At 61.5% G+C, this 17,247-nt stretch carries 10 protein-coding genes; all 10 read right to left on the bottom strand.

Going from position 1 to position 17,247, the window contains the following annotated elements; all coding sequences use genetic code 11:
* Positions 1-8: 8 nt before the first annotated feature.
* Complete coding sequence (locus OCA5_RS11750; protein ID WP_012562824.1) at positions 9-1,982, bottom strand: ABC transporter ATP-binding protein; 1,974 nt, start codon at positions 1,980-1,982, stop codon at positions 9-11.
* A gap of 105 nt (positions 1,983-2,087) precedes the next feature.
* Positions 2,088-4,139: an FAD-dependent oxidoreductase gene (locus tag OCA5_RS11755; protein ID WP_012562823.1), complete on the bottom strand. Its 2,052-nt coding sequence runs from the start codon at positions 4,137-4,139 to the stop codon at positions 2,088-2,090.
* 347 nt (positions 4,140-4,486) lie between these two features.
* Complete coding sequence (gene rpoC / locus OCA5_RS11760; RefSeq protein ID WP_012562822.1) at positions 4,487-8,686, bottom strand: DNA-directed RNA polymerase subunit beta'; 4,200 nt, start codon at positions 8,684-8,686, stop codon at positions 4,487-4,489.
* Between the two features lie 126 nt (positions 8,687-8,812).
* A complete protein-coding gene (gene rpoB / locus OCA5_RS11765) occupies positions 8,813-12,946 on the bottom strand; it encodes a DNA-directed RNA polymerase subunit beta (protein ID WP_012562820.1) in 4,134 nt (1,377 codons plus the stop codon).
* Positions 12,947-13,454: 508 nt separating this feature from the next.
* Complete coding sequence (rplL, locus tag OCA5_RS11770; protein ID WP_012562819.1) at positions 13,455-13,832, bottom strand: 50S ribosomal protein L7/L12; 378 nt, start codon at positions 13,830-13,832, stop codon at positions 13,455-13,457.
* A 52-nt stretch (positions 13,833-13,884) separates the two neighbouring features.
* Positions 13,885-14,403, bottom strand: a complete 519-nt coding sequence (gene rplJ, locus OCA5_RS11775; RefSeq protein WP_012562818.1) for a 50S ribosomal protein L10 — start codon at positions 14,401-14,403, stop codon at positions 13,885-13,887.
* A gap of 707 nt (positions 14,404-15,110) precedes the next feature.
* Positions 15,111-15,803 (bottom strand): 50S ribosomal protein L1, encoded by a 693-nt coding sequence (rplA, locus tag OCA5_RS11780; RefSeq protein ID WP_012562817.1) that lies wholly within the window; start codon positions 15,801-15,803, stop codon positions 15,111-15,113.
* 6 nt (positions 15,804-15,809) lie between these two features.
* On the bottom strand, positions 15,810-16,238 hold the full coding sequence (gene rplK, locus OCA5_RS11785; protein WP_012562816.1) for a 50S ribosomal protein L11: 429 nt from the start codon (positions 16,236-16,238) through the stop codon (positions 15,810-15,812).
* A 175-nt stretch (positions 16,239-16,413) separates the two neighbouring features.
* Complete coding sequence (gene nusG / locus OCA5_RS11790) at positions 16,414-16,944, bottom strand: transcription termination/antitermination protein NusG (protein WP_012562814.1); 531 nt, start codon at positions 16,942-16,944, stop codon at positions 16,414-16,416.
* Positions 16,945-16,965: 21 nt separating this feature from the next.
* The gene (gene secE / locus OCA5_RS11795) at positions 16,966-17,157 is read right to left on the bottom strand and encodes a preprotein translocase subunit SecE (RefSeq protein ID WP_012562813.1); all 192 of its coding nucleotides are present in this window, start codon (positions 17,155-17,157) and stop codon (positions 16,966-16,968) included.
* Positions 17,158-17,247 lie beyond the last annotated feature (90 nt).

Below are 17,247 nucleotides of genomic sequence, written 5' to 3' on the forward strand. Positions count from 1 at the left end.
AGATCGGATCACTCATCGTCATCCTCGTCATCATCATCGTCTTCGCCTTCATCGCTCTCATCACGATGCGGCTGATGCATCTGGTCGTCCCAGAGATGACGATAGAGGCCGTTGCCTGCGATCAACTCCAGATGCGAGCCACGCTCGACCACCCGGCCCTCGCTCATCACGATGATCTCGTCCATCTCCACCACCGACGTCAGGCGATGGGTCGACCAGATCATGGTGCGGCCCTGCGCGACCTTGAGGAGCGTGTGGTTGATTGCGGCCTCCGTAGTCTGGTCGAGCGCCGAGGTCGCCTCGTCGAGCAGCAGCACCGAGGGATTTCGCACCATGGCGCGAGCGATCGCGATGCGCTGGCGCTGGCCGCCCGACAGCGTGTCGCCACGCTCGCCGACAAGCGTGTCGTAGCGTTCCGGCAGCGTCATGATGTGGCGGTGGATCTCGGCTTTTCTGGCCGCCGCCTCGACTTCGGCATCGGTCGCGTCCTGCTTGCCAAGCCGGATGTTCTCGCGGATCGACATGTTGAACAGCATGTTTTCCTGGAACACCACTGCCATATGGCTGCGCAGCGAATCGCGCGTCACCTTGCGGGCGTCGACGCCGTCGATCGTGACACGGCCCTCCGTCGGCTCGTAGAGGCGCAGGATGAGGTTGAGAAGCGTGCTCTTGCCTGAACCGCTTGGCCCGACAATGGCGATGCTCTTGCCCGCCTGGAGCTTCAGCGTGAGGTGTTCGATCACGTTGGTGTCGCTGCCCTCGTAATGGAAGCTGACGCGGTCGAAGGTGATGTCATTCGCAACCGGCGGCATATCGGGCGCACCGGGGCGATCAGCACCCCGCACCGGCTCGTCGAGCATTTCCTGCATGTGCTGCACCGAGGCGGCCGAGGAGATCGCGAGCGGGATGAAGTGCATCAAATGCGCGATATTGTAGGAAATCTCCCAGAACGCGCTCTCGAACGTGACGAACGTGCCGACCGTGATCTGGCCCTTGGTCGCGAGATAGGCGCCGATGCCGAGCACGACGAGGTGCAGCAGCAGCACCGAGACCGTAACCGTGCGCTCCACCATCGAGGACAGGAACGTCGCATCGGCAATCGAGCGGCGGGCGTTGAGGTTACGGAAGGTGAACCAGCCGAGCGCCTTGCGCTGCAGGCCGAATGCCTTCACCACGAGTTGTGTCGCGATGTTTTCCTGCACCACGCCGAGGATCGCGGCCTCGTTGACCTTCTGGTCGTAGTTCGCCTGCACCGCCTTCGGCGTGAGAATGCGCGGACCGATCAGCGTCATCGGGAAAATCAGCAGCGCTACGACCGCAAGCTGCCAGTTCAGCCAGATCATCAGTCCAATGCCGGCGATGAGTTCGAGCAACGGCAGCAATGCACTGTTGGCGAAGGATTTGACCGAGCTTTCATAACCCGCCATGTCCACCGAGAAGCGGGACAGAATTTCGCCACGTTTAGTTCGGCCGAAATAGGAGGCTGGCAGGCTCTGCAAGTGATCGAAAAGACGGGTCCGGACGTCCGAGATCACTGCGGCGGAAAGGCGCGCATCCCACAGCTCGTACCAGACCGCGACAATCGACGTCACGATGCCCGCAACCGCGAGCACGAAGAGAATAACGTAGAGCGCGTGAAAGTCCTCTTCGCCGAGCGCATCATCGATCAGATACTTCAGGCTGAGCGGCATGATGACGTTGAACAGCGTCTCCACAAACAGCCCTATACCAACGAAGGTGATCCAGCGCTTGTAGTTGCGCATCAACGGCCAGGTGAAGCGATAGATGGTGACGAACGCACCCGCCGCCTCGCTCGCGGTGAAGGCGACGAGGTCCTCGTCGTCATCGTCGTCGAGATCGACTTCAATCGGCTCCGGAATCGGTTCGGAATGCTCAGCCGCAGCGGCAATATCGTCCGCGCTCGCGCCGGGAAGCTTGTCTGCGGCGGAGACCGGGTCAGTGCTGTCCGGCTTTGGAGACATCAGAGGGCTGTCCAGATACGCGGTTTCGGCTTGCGCGGTTCCGGCATTGATAGCGGGAGAACGCCCGCCATCCTAGCCACCGTCATGCGCGGCCATGCGACGCGATCAATCGTCCTCAACCTTGTCGAAGAAGGAATAGCGTAAGGAGTCGGCGTCGGCATACCAATCGCCCGGCCCCTTGCCCGCCTTGAGTGTCGCGTCCCAGACCTCGTCGGTGCGGTCCTCGCGATGGGCGGCAAGATCGAACCCGTTGCCGAAGAACAGTTCGGACCACTCCCACCACGTTCCAAGCTTCTTCACGCCGCGCAGAAGGTCGTACTGGTCGATCAAACCCGGCGCCATGTCGCTCGTGACCGAGCCGAACACGAATCCCGTCTTCACCACGCGATTGATCTCGCGGACACCCTTGAGCACCTGCTTGTCCGAGAGATGGCACAGGCTCGTCTCGAACACGAAATCGAAGGCATTCGCCTTGAACGGCAGCTTCGTGACGGAGCCAAGCTTGTTGTATTTGCGCAGGGCCTTCGGCGTCCGGCCGTGAATGTAGCGGTTGTTCTCGACCCCCCAGGCGTCGATGCCACGCTCGCGCAGCGCACCGACAAGCTCGCCGCTCGCCGAGCCCGCAACCAGCAGGCGATAGCCCTTCTTCACGCCCCAGACGATCCGGATCGTCTCCATCAGATAATCGGGATCGGTGAACTTCTGCCATACCTCGCGATAGGGGCCGAGGTTGCGATAGTTTTCGAAATAGCCGCGATCGATCTTGGTGCTCGGCTTGTTGCCGGTCTCGCCGCGCTCGTAGCGCAGCTTGATCATCTGGGTGGTGATGATGTCGGTCGCCGCGTCCGAGGAATCGAGAAGCCCGTTCAGCGTCGAATCGAACAGGTAGTCGCCAACCACCACAAAGCCCGGATGCTCTTTCGGCTCGGGACGATGGTTGGTCATGACATCGCGCACTGGCAATCCGCCGGGAATCGCGTTCACGGCCGACAGCCAGCGGTGAATCTTGCCTTCGAGGAAATGCGGCTTGGCCTTTCCGAACGAGGCCGGCAGCGACTTCAGTGCCGCATCGATCAGCTCTTCGTCGGAGAGATTCGCAAAGGCGAGCGCATCGGAGCCCGCGATCAGCCAGTTCAGAACGCCATTGCGGCCAACGTCGTGGCGTGCGCCCTCGACATAGACGCAGCAGCCACCGAATGCTTCCGACATCCACCAGGCGCCCGGAATCTTCTCGCCCCAGAACGGCTCGTCGAACAGGATCGACACCCGCAGATAATGCGCCGGCCGGTCGAAGTATGCGACGTGGCGCACCATCGAGTGACGCAGCAACTCGCCGTCCCAGCGCATCGTCGCGAGCCAGGAATGCGGCAGGCACATCAGGACGAGATCGAACTCCTTCGTCACCGGTGCCTTGCCGTTCATCATCTCGAGCGCGTACTTGCCGGAATCGGCCTTGCCGACCTTGAGCACGCGATGATTGAGATGGATCTCGGCATCGATCTCCGAACGCAGGCTATGGATCAACTGCTCGTTGCCGTTCTGGATCGAGTACAGCCCGATATAGCCATCGATATCCATCACGTAGTTTTTCAGCGCGTTGAGGCCATTGGTGTTGTGACTCTCGGTCGCGATATCGGAGCGCGCCATCACCTTGATGAAGCGCTTGGCGACGGGGTCGGAAACCTCCTCGTCCAGCACTTCCTCGGCGCTCTTGAACGCCCAGGGGTGTTCGTTGTCGTGAGCGCCGACGCCTTCGTAATATTCGATCGGCGAAACGAGCTCGGCGCAACGCTTGCGGAAGTTCGCGATCGCATTCGCAGTCTGCGGGCCGTATTTGCGGCGCATGCCCGGAATGTCGTCGAGCAGCTCGCCGTCGAGCTGCACCTGCATCGCATCCATCGGCACGGTCTGCAGCCCGAAATGCTGGATCAGTTCGCGCAGCGGATCGGGGCCCGTCATCGAGTAGTCGTAAATCTCGGCGACCCCCGCCTCATAGATCGCAGGGGATGAGTCGAACCGTTCCGTCTGGACCTTTCCGCCGAGGCGGTTCGAGGCCTCATAGATCGAAACCCGGCACAGCGGGCCAAGCTTCTTCCTGAGGTACCAGGCCGACATGAGACCGCCAGGCCCGCCCCCGATAATCGCGAGATTGATCATTGTTCTAGCTGCTTGCCCCGTCCCCCGGCCGGCCGGATGTTCGGCCTAATGCCAAAGTATTCAAAGCCTCTTTCCCATGAAAGGCAGATGAACAAAACTCACCTGCCCCTCAAAACCGCCCCGAAACCTCGAAAATATATTTCCCCAACCCCTCGCTCCGCCGGAGCTTCGCAGCCAAGGAGGCCGACCTGCTTTCGGGGAGGAATCGGAGCAACCATGTAGGGGGCACCCTATCCCACGCCCACGGAAAAGGCCCAAGACAAAGCGCTCCTCGGCCATTCACCACCTCAACCCAGCAAAGAAAAAGGCCGCCCCAAGGGGCGGCCTTTTCAGATCGGAGTGCCGTTTTATTCGGCCGGCGGAAGCGCCAGCGGTTCGGCTTCCGGCGCAGCCGGCGTAATCGCCGCCTGCTTTTCGCGCTCGTCCTGGATCAGCTTGTCGCGCTTCATGGCGACTTCGCGGATCTTGGCCATCGAGGCGCCGGTACCGGCCGGGATCAGACGGCCGACGATGACGTTCTCCTTGAGGCCTTCGAGCGGGTCCACCTTGCCGTTGACGGCGGCTTCGGTGAGGACGCGCGTCGTCTCCTGGAAGGAGGCGGCCGAGAAGAACGACCGGGTCTGCAACGACGCCTTGGTAATGCCGAGCAGCACCGGGGTTCCGGTCGCGGGCTTCTTGCCCTCTTCCTTCGCCTTGTCGTTGTTCTGGTCGAACTCGATCTTGTCGACCTGCTCGCCCGAGATCATGTCGGTATCACCCTGGTCGGTGACCTCCACCTTCTGCAGCATCTGACGGACAATCACCTCGATGTGCTTGTCGTTGATGAGCACGCCCTGGAGGCGATAAACCTCCTGAATCTCGTTGACGAGATAGGCCGCAAGCTCCTCGATGCCCTTGATCGCGAGAATATCGTGCGGTGCCGGGTTGCCTTCGACAATGAAGTCGCCCTTCTCGACGATATCGCCATCCTGCAGATGGATGTGCTTGCCTTTCGGGATCAGATACTCGCGCGGCTCCTCGGTCTTGTCGGTCGGCTCGATCGAGATGCGGCGCTTGTTCTTGTAGTCCCGTCCGAAGCGGATGGTGCCGGCCGTCTCCGCGATGATCGCGGCGTCCTTCGGCCGACGAGCCTCGAACAATTCGGCCACGCGCGGCAGACCGCCCGTGATGTCGCGCGTCTTGGCGCTCTCGGTCGAGATACGCGCAAGAATGTCGCCCGGCTTCACCTGGCTTCCGATGTCCACCGACAGAATGGCATCGACGGAGAGCATGTAGCGTGCATCGCCGCCACGCTGCAGCTTCAGCACCTTGCCATCCTTGCCCTTGACCACGATCGCCGGACGCAGGTCCGCGCCACGGCCGGTCGAGCGCCAGTCGATGACCACGCGCTTGGCGATACCCGTCGACTCGTCGAGCGTCTCGGAGATCGACTGACCTTCGACAAGGTCCTCGAACCCAATCGTGCCCTCGACCTCGGTGAGGATCGGGCGCGTATAGGGGTCCCACTCCGCGATGCGCTGGCCACGCTTGATGGTATCGCCTTCGTCGACGCGCATGCGCGCACCGTACTGGACGCGGTGCGTGACGCGCTCGGTGCCGTCGGCATCGACGATCGCAACAACCATGTTGCGGACCATCGCGACGCTGGCGCCTTCCGAGTTGGTGGCGATGCCGCGGTTGCGGATCGTTACCTTGCCGTCGAAGTTCGACTCCACGAACGACTGCTCGTTGATCTGCGCCGCACCACCGATGTGGAACGTGCGCATGGTGAGCTGCGTGCCCGGCTCGCCGATCGACTGCGCGGCAATAACGCCGACAGCCTCGCCGTGGTTGACCGGGGTGCCGCGAGCAAGATCGCGCCCGTAGCACATGGCGCAGATGCCGTTGACGAGCTCACAGGTGAGCGCGGAACGGATCTTCACCTCCTGCACGCCGGCGCGCTGAATCGCATCGACATGGCTCTCTTCCATCAACGTGCCGCGCGGGACGATTACGTTGTTGGTCGACGGCTCACGAATGTCCTCGCACGCGGTGCGGCCGAGGATGCGCGAGCCAAGCGAAGCCACAACGGTGCCCGCATCGACGATCGCCCGCATCTTGATGCCGAGGTTGGTGCCGCAGTCGGATGCATTGATGATGCAGTCCTGCGCAACGTCGACGAGACGGCGGGTGAGATAGCCCGAGTTCGCAGTCTTCAACGCGGTATCCGCAAGGCCTTTACGGGCGCCGTGGGTGGAGTTGAAGTATTCGAGAACCGACAGGCCTTCCTTGAAGTTCGAGATGATCGGCGTTTCGATGATCTCGCCCGAGGGCTTGGCCATCAGGCCGCGCATACCGGCCAGCTGGCGCATCTGCGCCGGCGAACCACGCGCACCGGAGTGGGCCATCATGTAGATCGAGTTGATCTGCGCTTCGTTGCCCTTGGTGGTCTTCTTCACGGACGAGATTTCCTTCATCATCTCGTCAGCGATCTTCTCGGTCGCCTTGGACCAGGCGTCGACCACCTTGTTGTACTTCTCGCCCTGCGTAATCAGGCCGTCGTTGTACTGCTGCTCGAACTCCTTCGCCATCGAGCGGGTATCGTCGACCACCTTCCACTTGCCCTGCGGCACGACCATGTCGTCCTTGCCGAACGAAATGCCCGCCTTGAAAGCGTTGTGGAAGCCGAGCGCCATGATCCGGTCGCAGAAGATCACCGTCTCCTTCTGACCGCAGTGGCGGTAGACCTGATCGATCACGCCCGAGATTTCGCGCTTGGTCATCAGCTTGTTGATGGCGTCAAACGGAATCTTCGGATGGTTCGGCAGAACCTGACCAAGCATGACGCGGCCGGCCGTGGTCTCATACCACTTCGTCACCGGCTTGCCGTCCTCGCCCACTCCGTGCCAGCGATACTTGATCTTGGTGTGGAGGTGGATGACCTTCGAGTAGAGCGCGTGCTCGATCTCGGCCATCTCACCGTAGACCTTGCCCTCGCCCGCGAGGCCTTCGCGCATGATCGAGAGATAATAAAGACCAAGCACGATGTCCTGCGACGGCACAATGATCGGCTGACCGTTCGCCGGATGCAGGATGTTGTTGGTCGACATCATCAGGACGCGCGCTTCCAACTGCGCTTCGAGCGACAGCGGAACGTGCACGGCCATCTGGTCGCCGTCGAAGTCGGCGTTGAACGCGGCGCAGACCAGCGGGTGAAGCTGGATCGCCTTACCCTCGATCAGCGTCGGCTCGAACGCCTGAATGCCGAGACGATGCAGCGTCGGCGCGCGGTTCAGCAGCACCGGATGCTCGCGGATCACCTCATCAAGGATATCCCAAACCTCGGGACGCTCCTTCTCGACAAGCTTCTTCGCCTGCTTCACGGTGGTGGACAGCCCCTTGGCGTCGAGCCGCGAATAGATGAACGGCTTGAACAGTTCGAGCGCCATCTTCTTCGGCAGGCCGCACTGATGCAGCTTCAGTTCGGGACCGACCACGATGACCGAACGGCCGGAGTAGTCGACACGCTTGCCCAAGAGGTTCTGGCGAAAGCGGCCCTGCTTGCCCTTGAGCATGTCGGCGAGCGACTTCAGCGGACGCTTGTTGGCGCCGGTGATGACGCGGCCGCGGCGGCCGTTGTCGAACAGCGCGTCCACAGCTTCCTGCAGCATGCGCTTTTCGTTACGGATGATAATGTCCGGCGCGCGCAACTCCATCAGCCGCTTCAAGCGGTTGTTGCGGTTGATGACGCGACGGTACAGATCGTTGAGGTCGGAGGTCGCAAAGCGGCCGCCATCGAGCGGCACCAGCGGACGCAGATCCGGCGGAATCACCGGCACAACCGTCATGATCATCCACTCGGGTTTGTTGCCCGAATTGCGGAAGGCCTCGACGATCTTCAGACGCTTGGCGAACTTCTTGTGCTTGATGTCGGAGTCCGTCTCCGCCATGTCGGCGCGCAGCTGCGCCTCGAGCTTCTCGAGGTCGAGACCCCGCAGCAACTCGCGGATCGCTTCCGCACCGATCATCGCCGTGAACGAATCCTGGCCGTACTCGTCCTGCGCCTTCAGATACTCTTCTTCCGAGAGCAACTGACGGTCCTTGAGCGCGGTGAGGCCCGGCTCCAGCACGACGTAATATTCGAAGTACAGGATGCGCTCGAGATCCTTCAGCGTCATGTCGAGCAGAAGGCCGATGCGGCTCGGCAACGACTTCAGGAACCAGATGTGCGCAACCGGCGCCGCGAGCTCGATGTGACCCATGCGCTCGCGCCGAACGCGCGACAGCGTCACTTCAACCGAGCACTTTTCGCAGATGATGCCCTTGTACTTCATACGCTTGTACTTGCCGCACAAGCACTCATAGTCCTTGATCGGCCCGAAGATGCGGGCGCAGAACAGACCGTCACGCTCCGGCTTGAACGTACGGTAGTTGATCGTCTCCGGCTTTTTGATTTCGCCGTAGGACCACGACAGAATCTTCTCCGGCGACGCGATCGAAATCCGGATCTGGTCGAAGACCTGGGCCGGCGTCGTCGGATTGAAAAGATTCATAATCTCTTGGTTCATCGTCTTCTCCTTGCATGCCGATCGTCACCGGCAGCGAATTCGAGAATGTCTCGTCAGTTCACGCGCCTCGCATCCCGTGACAGGAGGCGCGAATGCCCGGCCTCGCGGCCGAGCAGATAATTTCCGTTACTCGGCCGCCTCGGACGGTGCCGGACCCATCTTGGAATTGTGCAGGTCGACATTGAGGCCGAGCGAGCGCATTTCCTTGACCAGCACGTTGAAGCTTTCGGGAATGCCCGCCTCGAAGGTGTCGTCGCCACGCACGATGGCCTCGTACACCTTGGTGCGGCCCGCGACGTCGTCCGACTTCACGGTCAGCATTTCCTGCAGCGTGTAGGCCGCGCCGTAAGCCTCGAGCGCCCACACTTCCATTTCGCCGAAGCGCTGGCCGCCGAACTGCGCCTTGCCGCCCAACGGCTGCTGGGTAACGAGCGAGTACGGACCGATCGAACGCGCGTGGATCTTGTCGTCCACGAGGTGGTGCAGCTTAAGCATGTAGATGTAGCCCACCGTCACCTTGCGATCGAAGCGGTCGCCGGTGCGGCCGTCATAGACGACCGACTGGCCCGACTTGTCGACGCCTGCGAGTTCCAGCATCTGCTCGATGTCGCCTTCCTTGGCACCGTCAAACACCGGAGTGGCAATCGGCACGCCCGGCTTCAGGTTCCGGCCGAGTTCAAGGAGTTCGTTGTCGTTGAGCGACTTGACGACTTCGTCGTCGCCGTAGACCTCCTTCAGGGTGCTCTTCAGCGCCTTGGTGTCGGACTTGCCGTCACCCTTGGCGAGATAAGCATCGACCGCCTGGCCGATTCGCTTGCCGAGACCGGCACACGCCCAGCCGAGATGCGTCTCCAGAATCTGGCCGACGTTCATGCGGGACGGCACACCGAGCGGGTTCAGCACGATGTCGGCATGCGTTCCGTCTTCCAGGAACGGCATGTCCTCGATCGGCACGATCTTCGACACCACGCCCTTGTTGCCGTGGCGGCCGGCCATCTTGTCGCCCGGCTGGATCTTGCGCTTCACCGCGACGAAGACCTTGACCATCTTCATCACGCCCGGAGGCAGTTCATCGCCACGCTGCAGCTTCTCAACCTTGTCGAGGAAGCGCTGCTCAAGGCCCTTCTTCGACTCGTCGTATTGCTTCCGCATGGCCTCGATCTCGGCCATCAGCTTGTCGTTCGGCGAAGCGAATGCCCACCACTGCGACCGCGGATACTCATCGAGCACCGCACGGGTGATCTTGGTGTCCTTCTTGAAGCCCTTCGGCCCAGCAATGCCCTGACGGTTTTCGAGAAGATCAGCGAGACGGCCGTAGACGTTGCGGTCGAGGATCGCCTGCTCGTCGTCGCGGTCCTTGGCGAGGCGTTCGATTTCCTCGCGTTCGATCGCGAGCGCACGCTCGTCCTTGTCGACGCCGTGACGGTTGAACACGCGCACTTCGACGATGGTGCCCTGCACACCCGGGGGCACGCGGAGCGAAGTATCACGCACGTCGGAGGCCTTTTCACCGAAGATCGCGCGGAGCAGTTTCTCTTCCGGCGTCATCGGGCTTTCGCCCTTCGGCGTGATCTTGCCGACCAGGATGTCGCCGGCGCGAACTTCCGCACCGATGTAGACGATGCCGGCTTCGTCGAGGTTCTTCAGCGCTTCTTCCGAAACGTTCGGAATATCGCGGGTGATTTCTTCGGGGCCGAGCTTGGTGTCACGCGCCATCACCTCGAATTCCTCGATATGGATGGAGGTGAACACGTCGTCCTTCACGATCCGCTCGGAGAGCAGGATCGAGTCTTCGAAGTTGTAGCCATTCCACGGCATGAACGCGACGAGCACGTTGCGACCGAGCGCGAGTTCACCGAGATCGGTCGACGGACCGTCAGCGATGATGTCGCCCTTCTTCACCACATCGCCGACCTTCACCAGCGGACGCTGGTTGATGCAGGTCGACTGGTTGGAACGCTGGAACTTCATCAGGCGATAGATGTCGACGCCCGACTTGGTCGGATCGAGATCTTCGGTCGCACGGATAACGATACGGGTTGCGTCGATCTGGTCGATCACGCCCGAACGGCGTGCCGCGATCGCAGCACCCGAGTCACGCGCCACCACACCTTCCATGCCGGTGCCGACGAACGGCGCTTCAGCGCGCACCAGCGGCACGGCCTGACGCTGCATGTTCGAGCCCATCAGCGCGCGGTTGGCGTCGTCGTTCTCGAGGAACGGGATCAGCGCCGCGGCGACCGAGACGAGCTGCTTCGGCGACACGTCCATGTAGTCGACGCGATCCGGCGTGAGCTGGATCACTTCGCCCGCATGACGGCAGACCACGAGGTCTTCCGTGAAGCGGCCACGGTTATCGAGCGGCACGTTCGCCTGTGCGACACGGTAGCGGCCCTCTTCCATCGCCGAGAGGTACACGACCTCGTCGGTGACGCGGCCGTCCTTGACCTTGCGATAAGGCGTCTCGACGAAACCGTACTTGTTCACGCGCGCAAAGGTTGCGAGCGAATTGATGAGGCCGATGTTCGGACCTTCCGGCGTCTCAATCGGGCAGATACGGCCATAGTGCGTCGGATGCACGTCGCGGACTTCAAATCCAGCGCGCTCGCGGGTGAGGCCGCCCGGTCCAAGCGCCGAGAGGCGGCGCTTGTGGGTGATCTCGGAGAGCGGGTTGGTCTGGTCCATGAACTGCGAAAGCTGCGAGGAGCCGAAGAACTCACGCACCGCGGCAGCGGCAGGCTTCGCGTTGATCAGGTCCTGCGGCATCACGGTGTCGATATCGACGCTCGACATGCGCTCCTTGATGGCGCGCTCCATGCGCAGCAAGCCGACGCGATACTGATTTTCCATCAGTTCGCCGACCGAACGCACACGGCGGTTGCCGAGATGGTCGATGTCGTCGATCTCGCCCTTGCCATCGCGCAGGTCCACCAGCGTCTTGATGACGGCGAGGATGTCCTCCTTGCGCAGCGTGCGGTGCGTATCCGGCGCATCGAGTTCGAGGCGCATGTTCATCTTGACGCGACCCACGGCCGAGAGGTCGTAGCGCTCGGAATCGAAGAACAGCGACTGGAACATGTTCTGCGCGGATTCGAGCGTCGGCGGCTCGCCCGGACGCATCACGCGGTAGATGTCGAACAGCGCGTCTTCCCGCGTGACGTTCTTGTCTGCGGAGAGCGTGTTACGGATGTAGGGGCCGACATTGACGTGGTCGATGTCGAGGATCGGCAGGTCCTTGTAGCCCTGCTCGATCAGCGCCTTCAGCGACTTCTCGGTAATCTCCTCGCCCGCTTCGGCGTAGATCTCACCAGTCTTCAGATTGACGAGGTCCTCGGCGAGGAACATGCCGACGAGATCGGCGTCGCTCATGCGCAACGCCTTGAGGCCCTTCTCCTGCAACTGGCGAGCCTGACGCACGGTGAGCTTCTTGCCAGCTTCGAGCACCACCTTGCCGGAGTCGGCATCGATGAGGTCGGTCGCAGCCGAGTAGCCGCGGAAGCGGTCGGCCGAGAACGGCACGCGCCAGCCTTCCTTGGCGCGCTTGTACTGAATCTTCTTGTAGAAGGTCGACAGGATCTCTTCGCCGTCGAGCCCGAGCGCGAGCATCAGCGACGTCACCGGAATCTTGCGGCGACGATCGATACGCGCGAACACGATGTCCTTGGCGTCGAACTCGATGTCGAGCCACGAGCCGCGATACGGAATCACGCGTGCGGCAAACAACAGCTTGCCCGACGAGTGGGTCTTGCCCTTGTCGTGATCGAAGAACACGCCCGGCGAACGGTGCATCTGCGAGACGATGACGCGCTCGGTGCCGTTCACGATGAAGGTGCCGTTCATCGTCATGAGCGGGATATCGCCCATGTAGACGTCCTGCTCCTTGATGTCCTTCACCGACTTCGCGCCGGTTTCTTCATCAATATCGAACACGATAAGGCGCAGCGTCACCTTGAGCGGCGCGGCAAAGGTCATGCCGCGCTGGCGACACTCGTCGACGTCATACTTCGGCTGCTCGAACTCGTAGCGCACGAACTCGAGCTGCGAGGTGCCGGAAAAATCGCTGATCGGAAATACCGAGCGAAATACTGCCTGCAGACCTTCGTCCAGCCGCCCGCCTTCGGGTTCTTCGACCATCAGGAATTGGTCATAGGACGCCTTCTGAACCTCGATGAGGTTCGGCATCTCCGCCACTTCCCTGATATGTCCGAAGAACTTGCGAACACGCTTGCGACCGGTGAACGTTTGCTGCGACTGCGCCATCGTGGCCTCTCATTTCGCCGCCTCATCGGCGGCATCCTCCGGGCGCGGCCTGGCCGCCCTCCGGCTTGAACCTCAATCGATCGCCTGAGTTGCGCGCTCATGCGCGGCACCCAAGACGCAAAATGACGTGCAAGGCGCTGGCGCGTCTGCCCGTCACTCAAACCCTAAATTCTCGAACAGCCCGAAATAGCTTTCGTCTCCGACGCCCATGTCCCGTGGCCTTGCCGGCCGGGACGCCCTTTCGTGCTGCCACCCATATGGTGGCTTTTCGCAGCGTTTCGAGGAACTCGTCGCCCGATCCGCTACACTTTATTGTGTCGACCATGTCAGGCGCTCCTTGCGGCCCCGCTCTGACGGTGATGGCCGGGACAAGCCCGGCCGCCACATTTCCGTTTACCCCGCCCTTCCCGTCATGACCGGACGCGTTCCGGTCCCGACCTTCTCTGGCGAAGCAATTCCCGGGTTTCGCTGACGCTCGCCCGGGAATTTAAAGCAATCGCTGATGCGATTACTTGAGCTCAACCTTGGCGCCCGCCTTCTCGAGGGCAGCCTTGATCTTCTCGGCCTCGTCCTTGGCAACGCCTTCCTTAAGCGGCTTCGGCGCGCCCTCGACGAGGTCCTTGGCTTCCTTGAGGCCCAGGCCGGTGATGGCGCGGACTTCCTTGATGACCTCGATCTTCTTGTCGCCGGCGGCAGCCAGCACGACCTGGAACTCGGTCTTCTCTTCAGCCGGAGCACCGCCAGCAGCAGCACCCGGAGCGGCAGCAACCGCCACGGCAGCGGCAGCGGACACGCCCCACTTTTCTTCGAGGAGCTTCGCGAGCTCGGCAGCCTCGAGCACGGTGAGGCTCGAGAGGTCGTCCACGATCTTCTGCAAATCAGCCATTGTAGTTTTCCTTCAGCGTATCAGTTCGAACCAGTTGAGATGGAGAATGGCATCACGCCGCTTCACCCTTTGAGGCATAGGCCTGAACCACGCGCGCGACCTTCGCCGCGGGTGCGTTCGTGAGCTGAGCGATCTTGGTCGCCGGCGCCACAAGGAGGCCGATGATCTTCGCGCGCAGTTCATCGAGCGACGGCAGCGAGGCAAGCGCCTTCACCGCGTCGGGATTCAGAACCGTCGTTCCCATCGCGCCGCCAAGAATGACGAATTGTTCGTTCGTCTTGGCGAACTCGACGGCAATCTTCGGTGCTGCCACCGGATCGTTTGACGTGGCGATCACGGTCGGCCCCTTCAGAAGGGAGCCGATGGAGGCAACATCCGTGCCCTCAAGAGCAATTTTGGCGAGACGGTTTTTCGAGACCTTCACCGAAGCGCCAGCTTGCTTCATCTGCGTACGCAGAGTCTGCATCTGGGCCACCGTGAGGCCGGAATAATGAGCGACGATCGCAACGCCCGTGGACTGGAAAGTCCCCTTCAGCGCATCGACCGCCTCTTTTTTTGCCGCTCGTTCCACAGCAAGCTCTTTCCGGTTGGCGGCCTTCGCTCGGAAGCAGGGCCGCCGGGTTGCACCGATCGTCCTGCCCGCTCAGATCTCGAGACACTCACATCTCTCGACACGTCCGGGCCGGACGACATCTCATAGCCTGCCCTCCCGTCGGACCGATCCGGCTTGCGCCGATGGGCCTTCGAGGTGTCGAGGTCGAACCCGATCCGCTGCCCGCCGCCATGACGCGACGGAATGCAAATCTGGTCTTCACCCGTCTGTGCAGGAAATTAAGTCAAACCCTTGCAAAAGCAGGGATAAGACACCCGCAGTCTTGGACAGGATTCGAAGCCACCGCCTTGGGCGAACCCATCATTGGCAGCCTCTGCCGCCTTCCTGGACGCACCAACAATCGTTCGTTTCCGGATCGAACAAACCAAACGGATTGATCGACGAGGAAAGGACTCCTATTGCTGGGTGTTTTGGAAAGCATGCACAGACGCGCCAGCAACAGCCAGCACGCCCGGAAAGAGATACTTAACGAGTCGGGACAGCTTTGCCAAGGGGATTCTGGGATCGATAAGCAGGTTTCGGGCCAAAAAGCCCCGCCTTCCAAAACTTTTTTTGGAGGCAAATAATACCACTTAAGGGCTACTTCCGAAAGCTAGCAGCTCCAAAAAGCAAAGGGCGGAACGGATGTTATCCGCCCCGCCCGCAATTTACTTCAAGCTGCCTGATCAGGAGTTCAGGCTGCCCGGCTCGACCTTCACGCCCGGGCCCATGGTCGACGACACGGCCACGCGCTGGACATAGGTGCCCTTGGCACCGGCGGGCTTCGCCTTCACCACCGCATCGGCGAGCGCCTTGATGTTCTCGACGAGCTTTTCCTCCGAGAACGAGGCCTTGCCGACGCCGGCCTGGATGATACCGGCCTTCTCGACGCGGAACTCGACCGAACCGCCCTTGGCGCCCTTGACCGCGCCCGCGACGTCCATGGTCACGGTGCCGATCTTCGGGTTCGGCATCATGCCACGCGGGCCGAGCACCTTACCGAGGCGACCGACGAGCGGCATCATGTCCGGAGTCGCGATGCAGCGATCGAACTCGATCTTCCCGCCCTGCACGATCTCGACCAGATCTTCAGCACCGACGACATCGGCGCCCGCCGCCTTGGCCTCATCGGCCTTGGCACCACGCGCAAACACGCCGACGCGCAGCGTGCGGCCGGTGCCGTTCGGCAGCGTGACGACGCCACGCACCATCTGGTCGGCGTGACGCGGGTCGACGCCGAGATTGATCGCAACTTCGATCGTCTCGTCGAACTTCGCCGTGGCGCGTTCCTTGACGAGCTTGATCGCGTCCGCAATCGCGTAAAGCTTTTCGCGGTCGATACCCTCGCGGGCCTTCACGAGCTTCTTGCCAACAGCCATGACCGCTTACCCTGCCACTTCCAGACCCATCGAACGGGCAGAGCCCTCGACCATCTTCATGGCCGCTTCGACGGTGTCACAGTTGAGATCCTTCATCTTCTTCTCGGCGATTTCGCGCACCTGCGCCTTCGTCACCTTGCCGGCGCTGTCGCGGCCCGGCGTCTTCGAGCCGGACTGCACCTTGGCGGCCTGCTTGAGGAAGAAGGACATCGGCGGCGTCTTCATCTCGAAGGTGAAGGAGCGGTCCGCGTAAATCGTGATGACCACCGGAATCGGGGTGTTCTTCTCGATCTTCTGGGTCTGCGCGTTGAACGCCTTGCAGAACTCCATGATGTTGAGGCCGCGCTGACCAAGCGCGGGACCGATCGGGGGCGAAGGGTTCGCCGCACCGGCCGGCACCTGCAACTTCAGGTATCCGGTCACTTTCTTTGCCATATCATACTCCTGTTAGTGGTTCGGCTCCGGACGGCTGGCGACCGCCTTTCACCTCCCACGGATTTAAGGAAACAGCTTTCGCCACCTCCTCTTAACGTCATGCGCGGACTTGATCCGCGCATCCATCAACAAGATGGATTGCCGGGTCAAGCCCGGCAATGACATCCAGTGACGGTCAGACCTTCTCGACCTGACCGAATTCCAGCTCGACCGGAGTCGCACGACCGAAGATCGACACCGCGACCTTCACGCGCGAACGCGCCTCGTCCACTTCCTCGACCACGCCAGAGAACGAAGCGAACGGGCCATCGGCCACACGCACGTTCTCGCCGACCTCGAACGAAACGGAGGTCTTCGGACGCTCTACGCCTTCCTGCACCTGATGCAGAATGCGCATCGCCTCGGCTTCCGAAATCGGCATCGGCTTGTTTTCGGCGCCGAGGAAGCCCGTCACCTTCGGGGTGTTCTTGATGAGGTGGAACGCCTCGTCGGTGAGGTCCATCTTCACGAGAACGTAGCCCGGGAAAAACTTGCGCTCGGTGTCGACCTTGCGGCCTCGGCGCACCTCGGTGACCTTTTCGGTCGGGACCAGAACCTGCTCGAACAGGTCTTCAAGATTGCGTTGCTTCGCCTGCTCGCGGATCGACTCCGCAACCTTCTTCTCAAAATTGGAATAGGCGTGAACGATGTACCAGCGCATGCTCATGATGTCAGTTCCACGCCGCCGTTAGCGAATACCGAGGACGAAGGTGATCAGCATCCGGATCACCTGGTCGGTCACGAAAAAGAACAGTGCTGCCACGATCACCAGCACGAACACCATCACGGTGGTGATGAGGGTTTCCCGGCGGGTCGGCCAGATCACCTTGGAGGTCTCGGAATTGACCTCCTGCAGGAATTTGAGAGGGCTGAACGCCATCGTCTGTGTACCTACTCGCATGAGTTAAAGTGTCGGGCCGGATGCTTGGCATTCCGGACAGCCGTTCGCGGCGCCCAACCCTCAAGTGAA

It is taken from the genome of Afipia carboxidovorans OM5 (genome assembly GCF_000218565.1).
Lineage (GTDB): Bacteria > Pseudomonadota > Alphaproteobacteria > Rhizobiales > Xanthobacteraceae > Afipia > Afipia carboxidovorans.

Bases quoted from the DNA above. Each gene is read 5' to 3' on its own strand.
- rplK (WP_012562816.1), bottom strand. From the start codon at position 16,238: ATGGCAAAGAAAGTGACCGGATACCTGAAGTTGCAGGTGCCGGCCGGT.
- OCA5_RS11750 (WP_012562824.1), bottom strand. From the start codon at position 1,982: ATGTCTCCAAAGCCGGACAGCACTGACCCGGTCTCCGCCGCAGACAAG.
- rpoB (WP_012562820.1), bottom strand. From the start codon at position 12,946: ATGGCGCAGTCGCAGCAAACGTTCACCGGTCGCAAGCGTGTTCGCAAG.
- rplA (WP_012562817.1), bottom strand. From the start codon at position 15,803: ATGGCTGTTGGCAAGAAGCTCGTGAAGGCCCGCGAGGGTATCGACCGC.
- OCA5_RS11755 (WP_012562823.1), bottom strand. From the start codon at position 4,139: ATGATCAATCTCGCGATTATCGGGGGCGGGCCTGGCGGTCTCATGTCG.
- secE (WP_012562813.1), bottom strand. From the start codon at position 17,157: ATGGCGTTCAGCCCTCTCAAATTCCTGCAGGAGGTCAATTCCGAGACC.
- rpoC (WP_012562822.1), bottom strand. From the start codon at position 8,686: ATGAACCAAGAGATTATGAATCTTTTCAATCCGACGACGCCGGCCCAG.
- rplL (WP_012562819.1), bottom strand. From the start codon at position 13,832: ATGGCTGATTTGCAGAAGATCGTGGACGACCTCTCGAGCCTCACCGTG.
- nusG (WP_012562814.1), bottom strand. From the start codon at position 16,944: ATGAGCATGCGCTGGTACATCGTTCACGCCTATTCCAATTTTGAGAAG.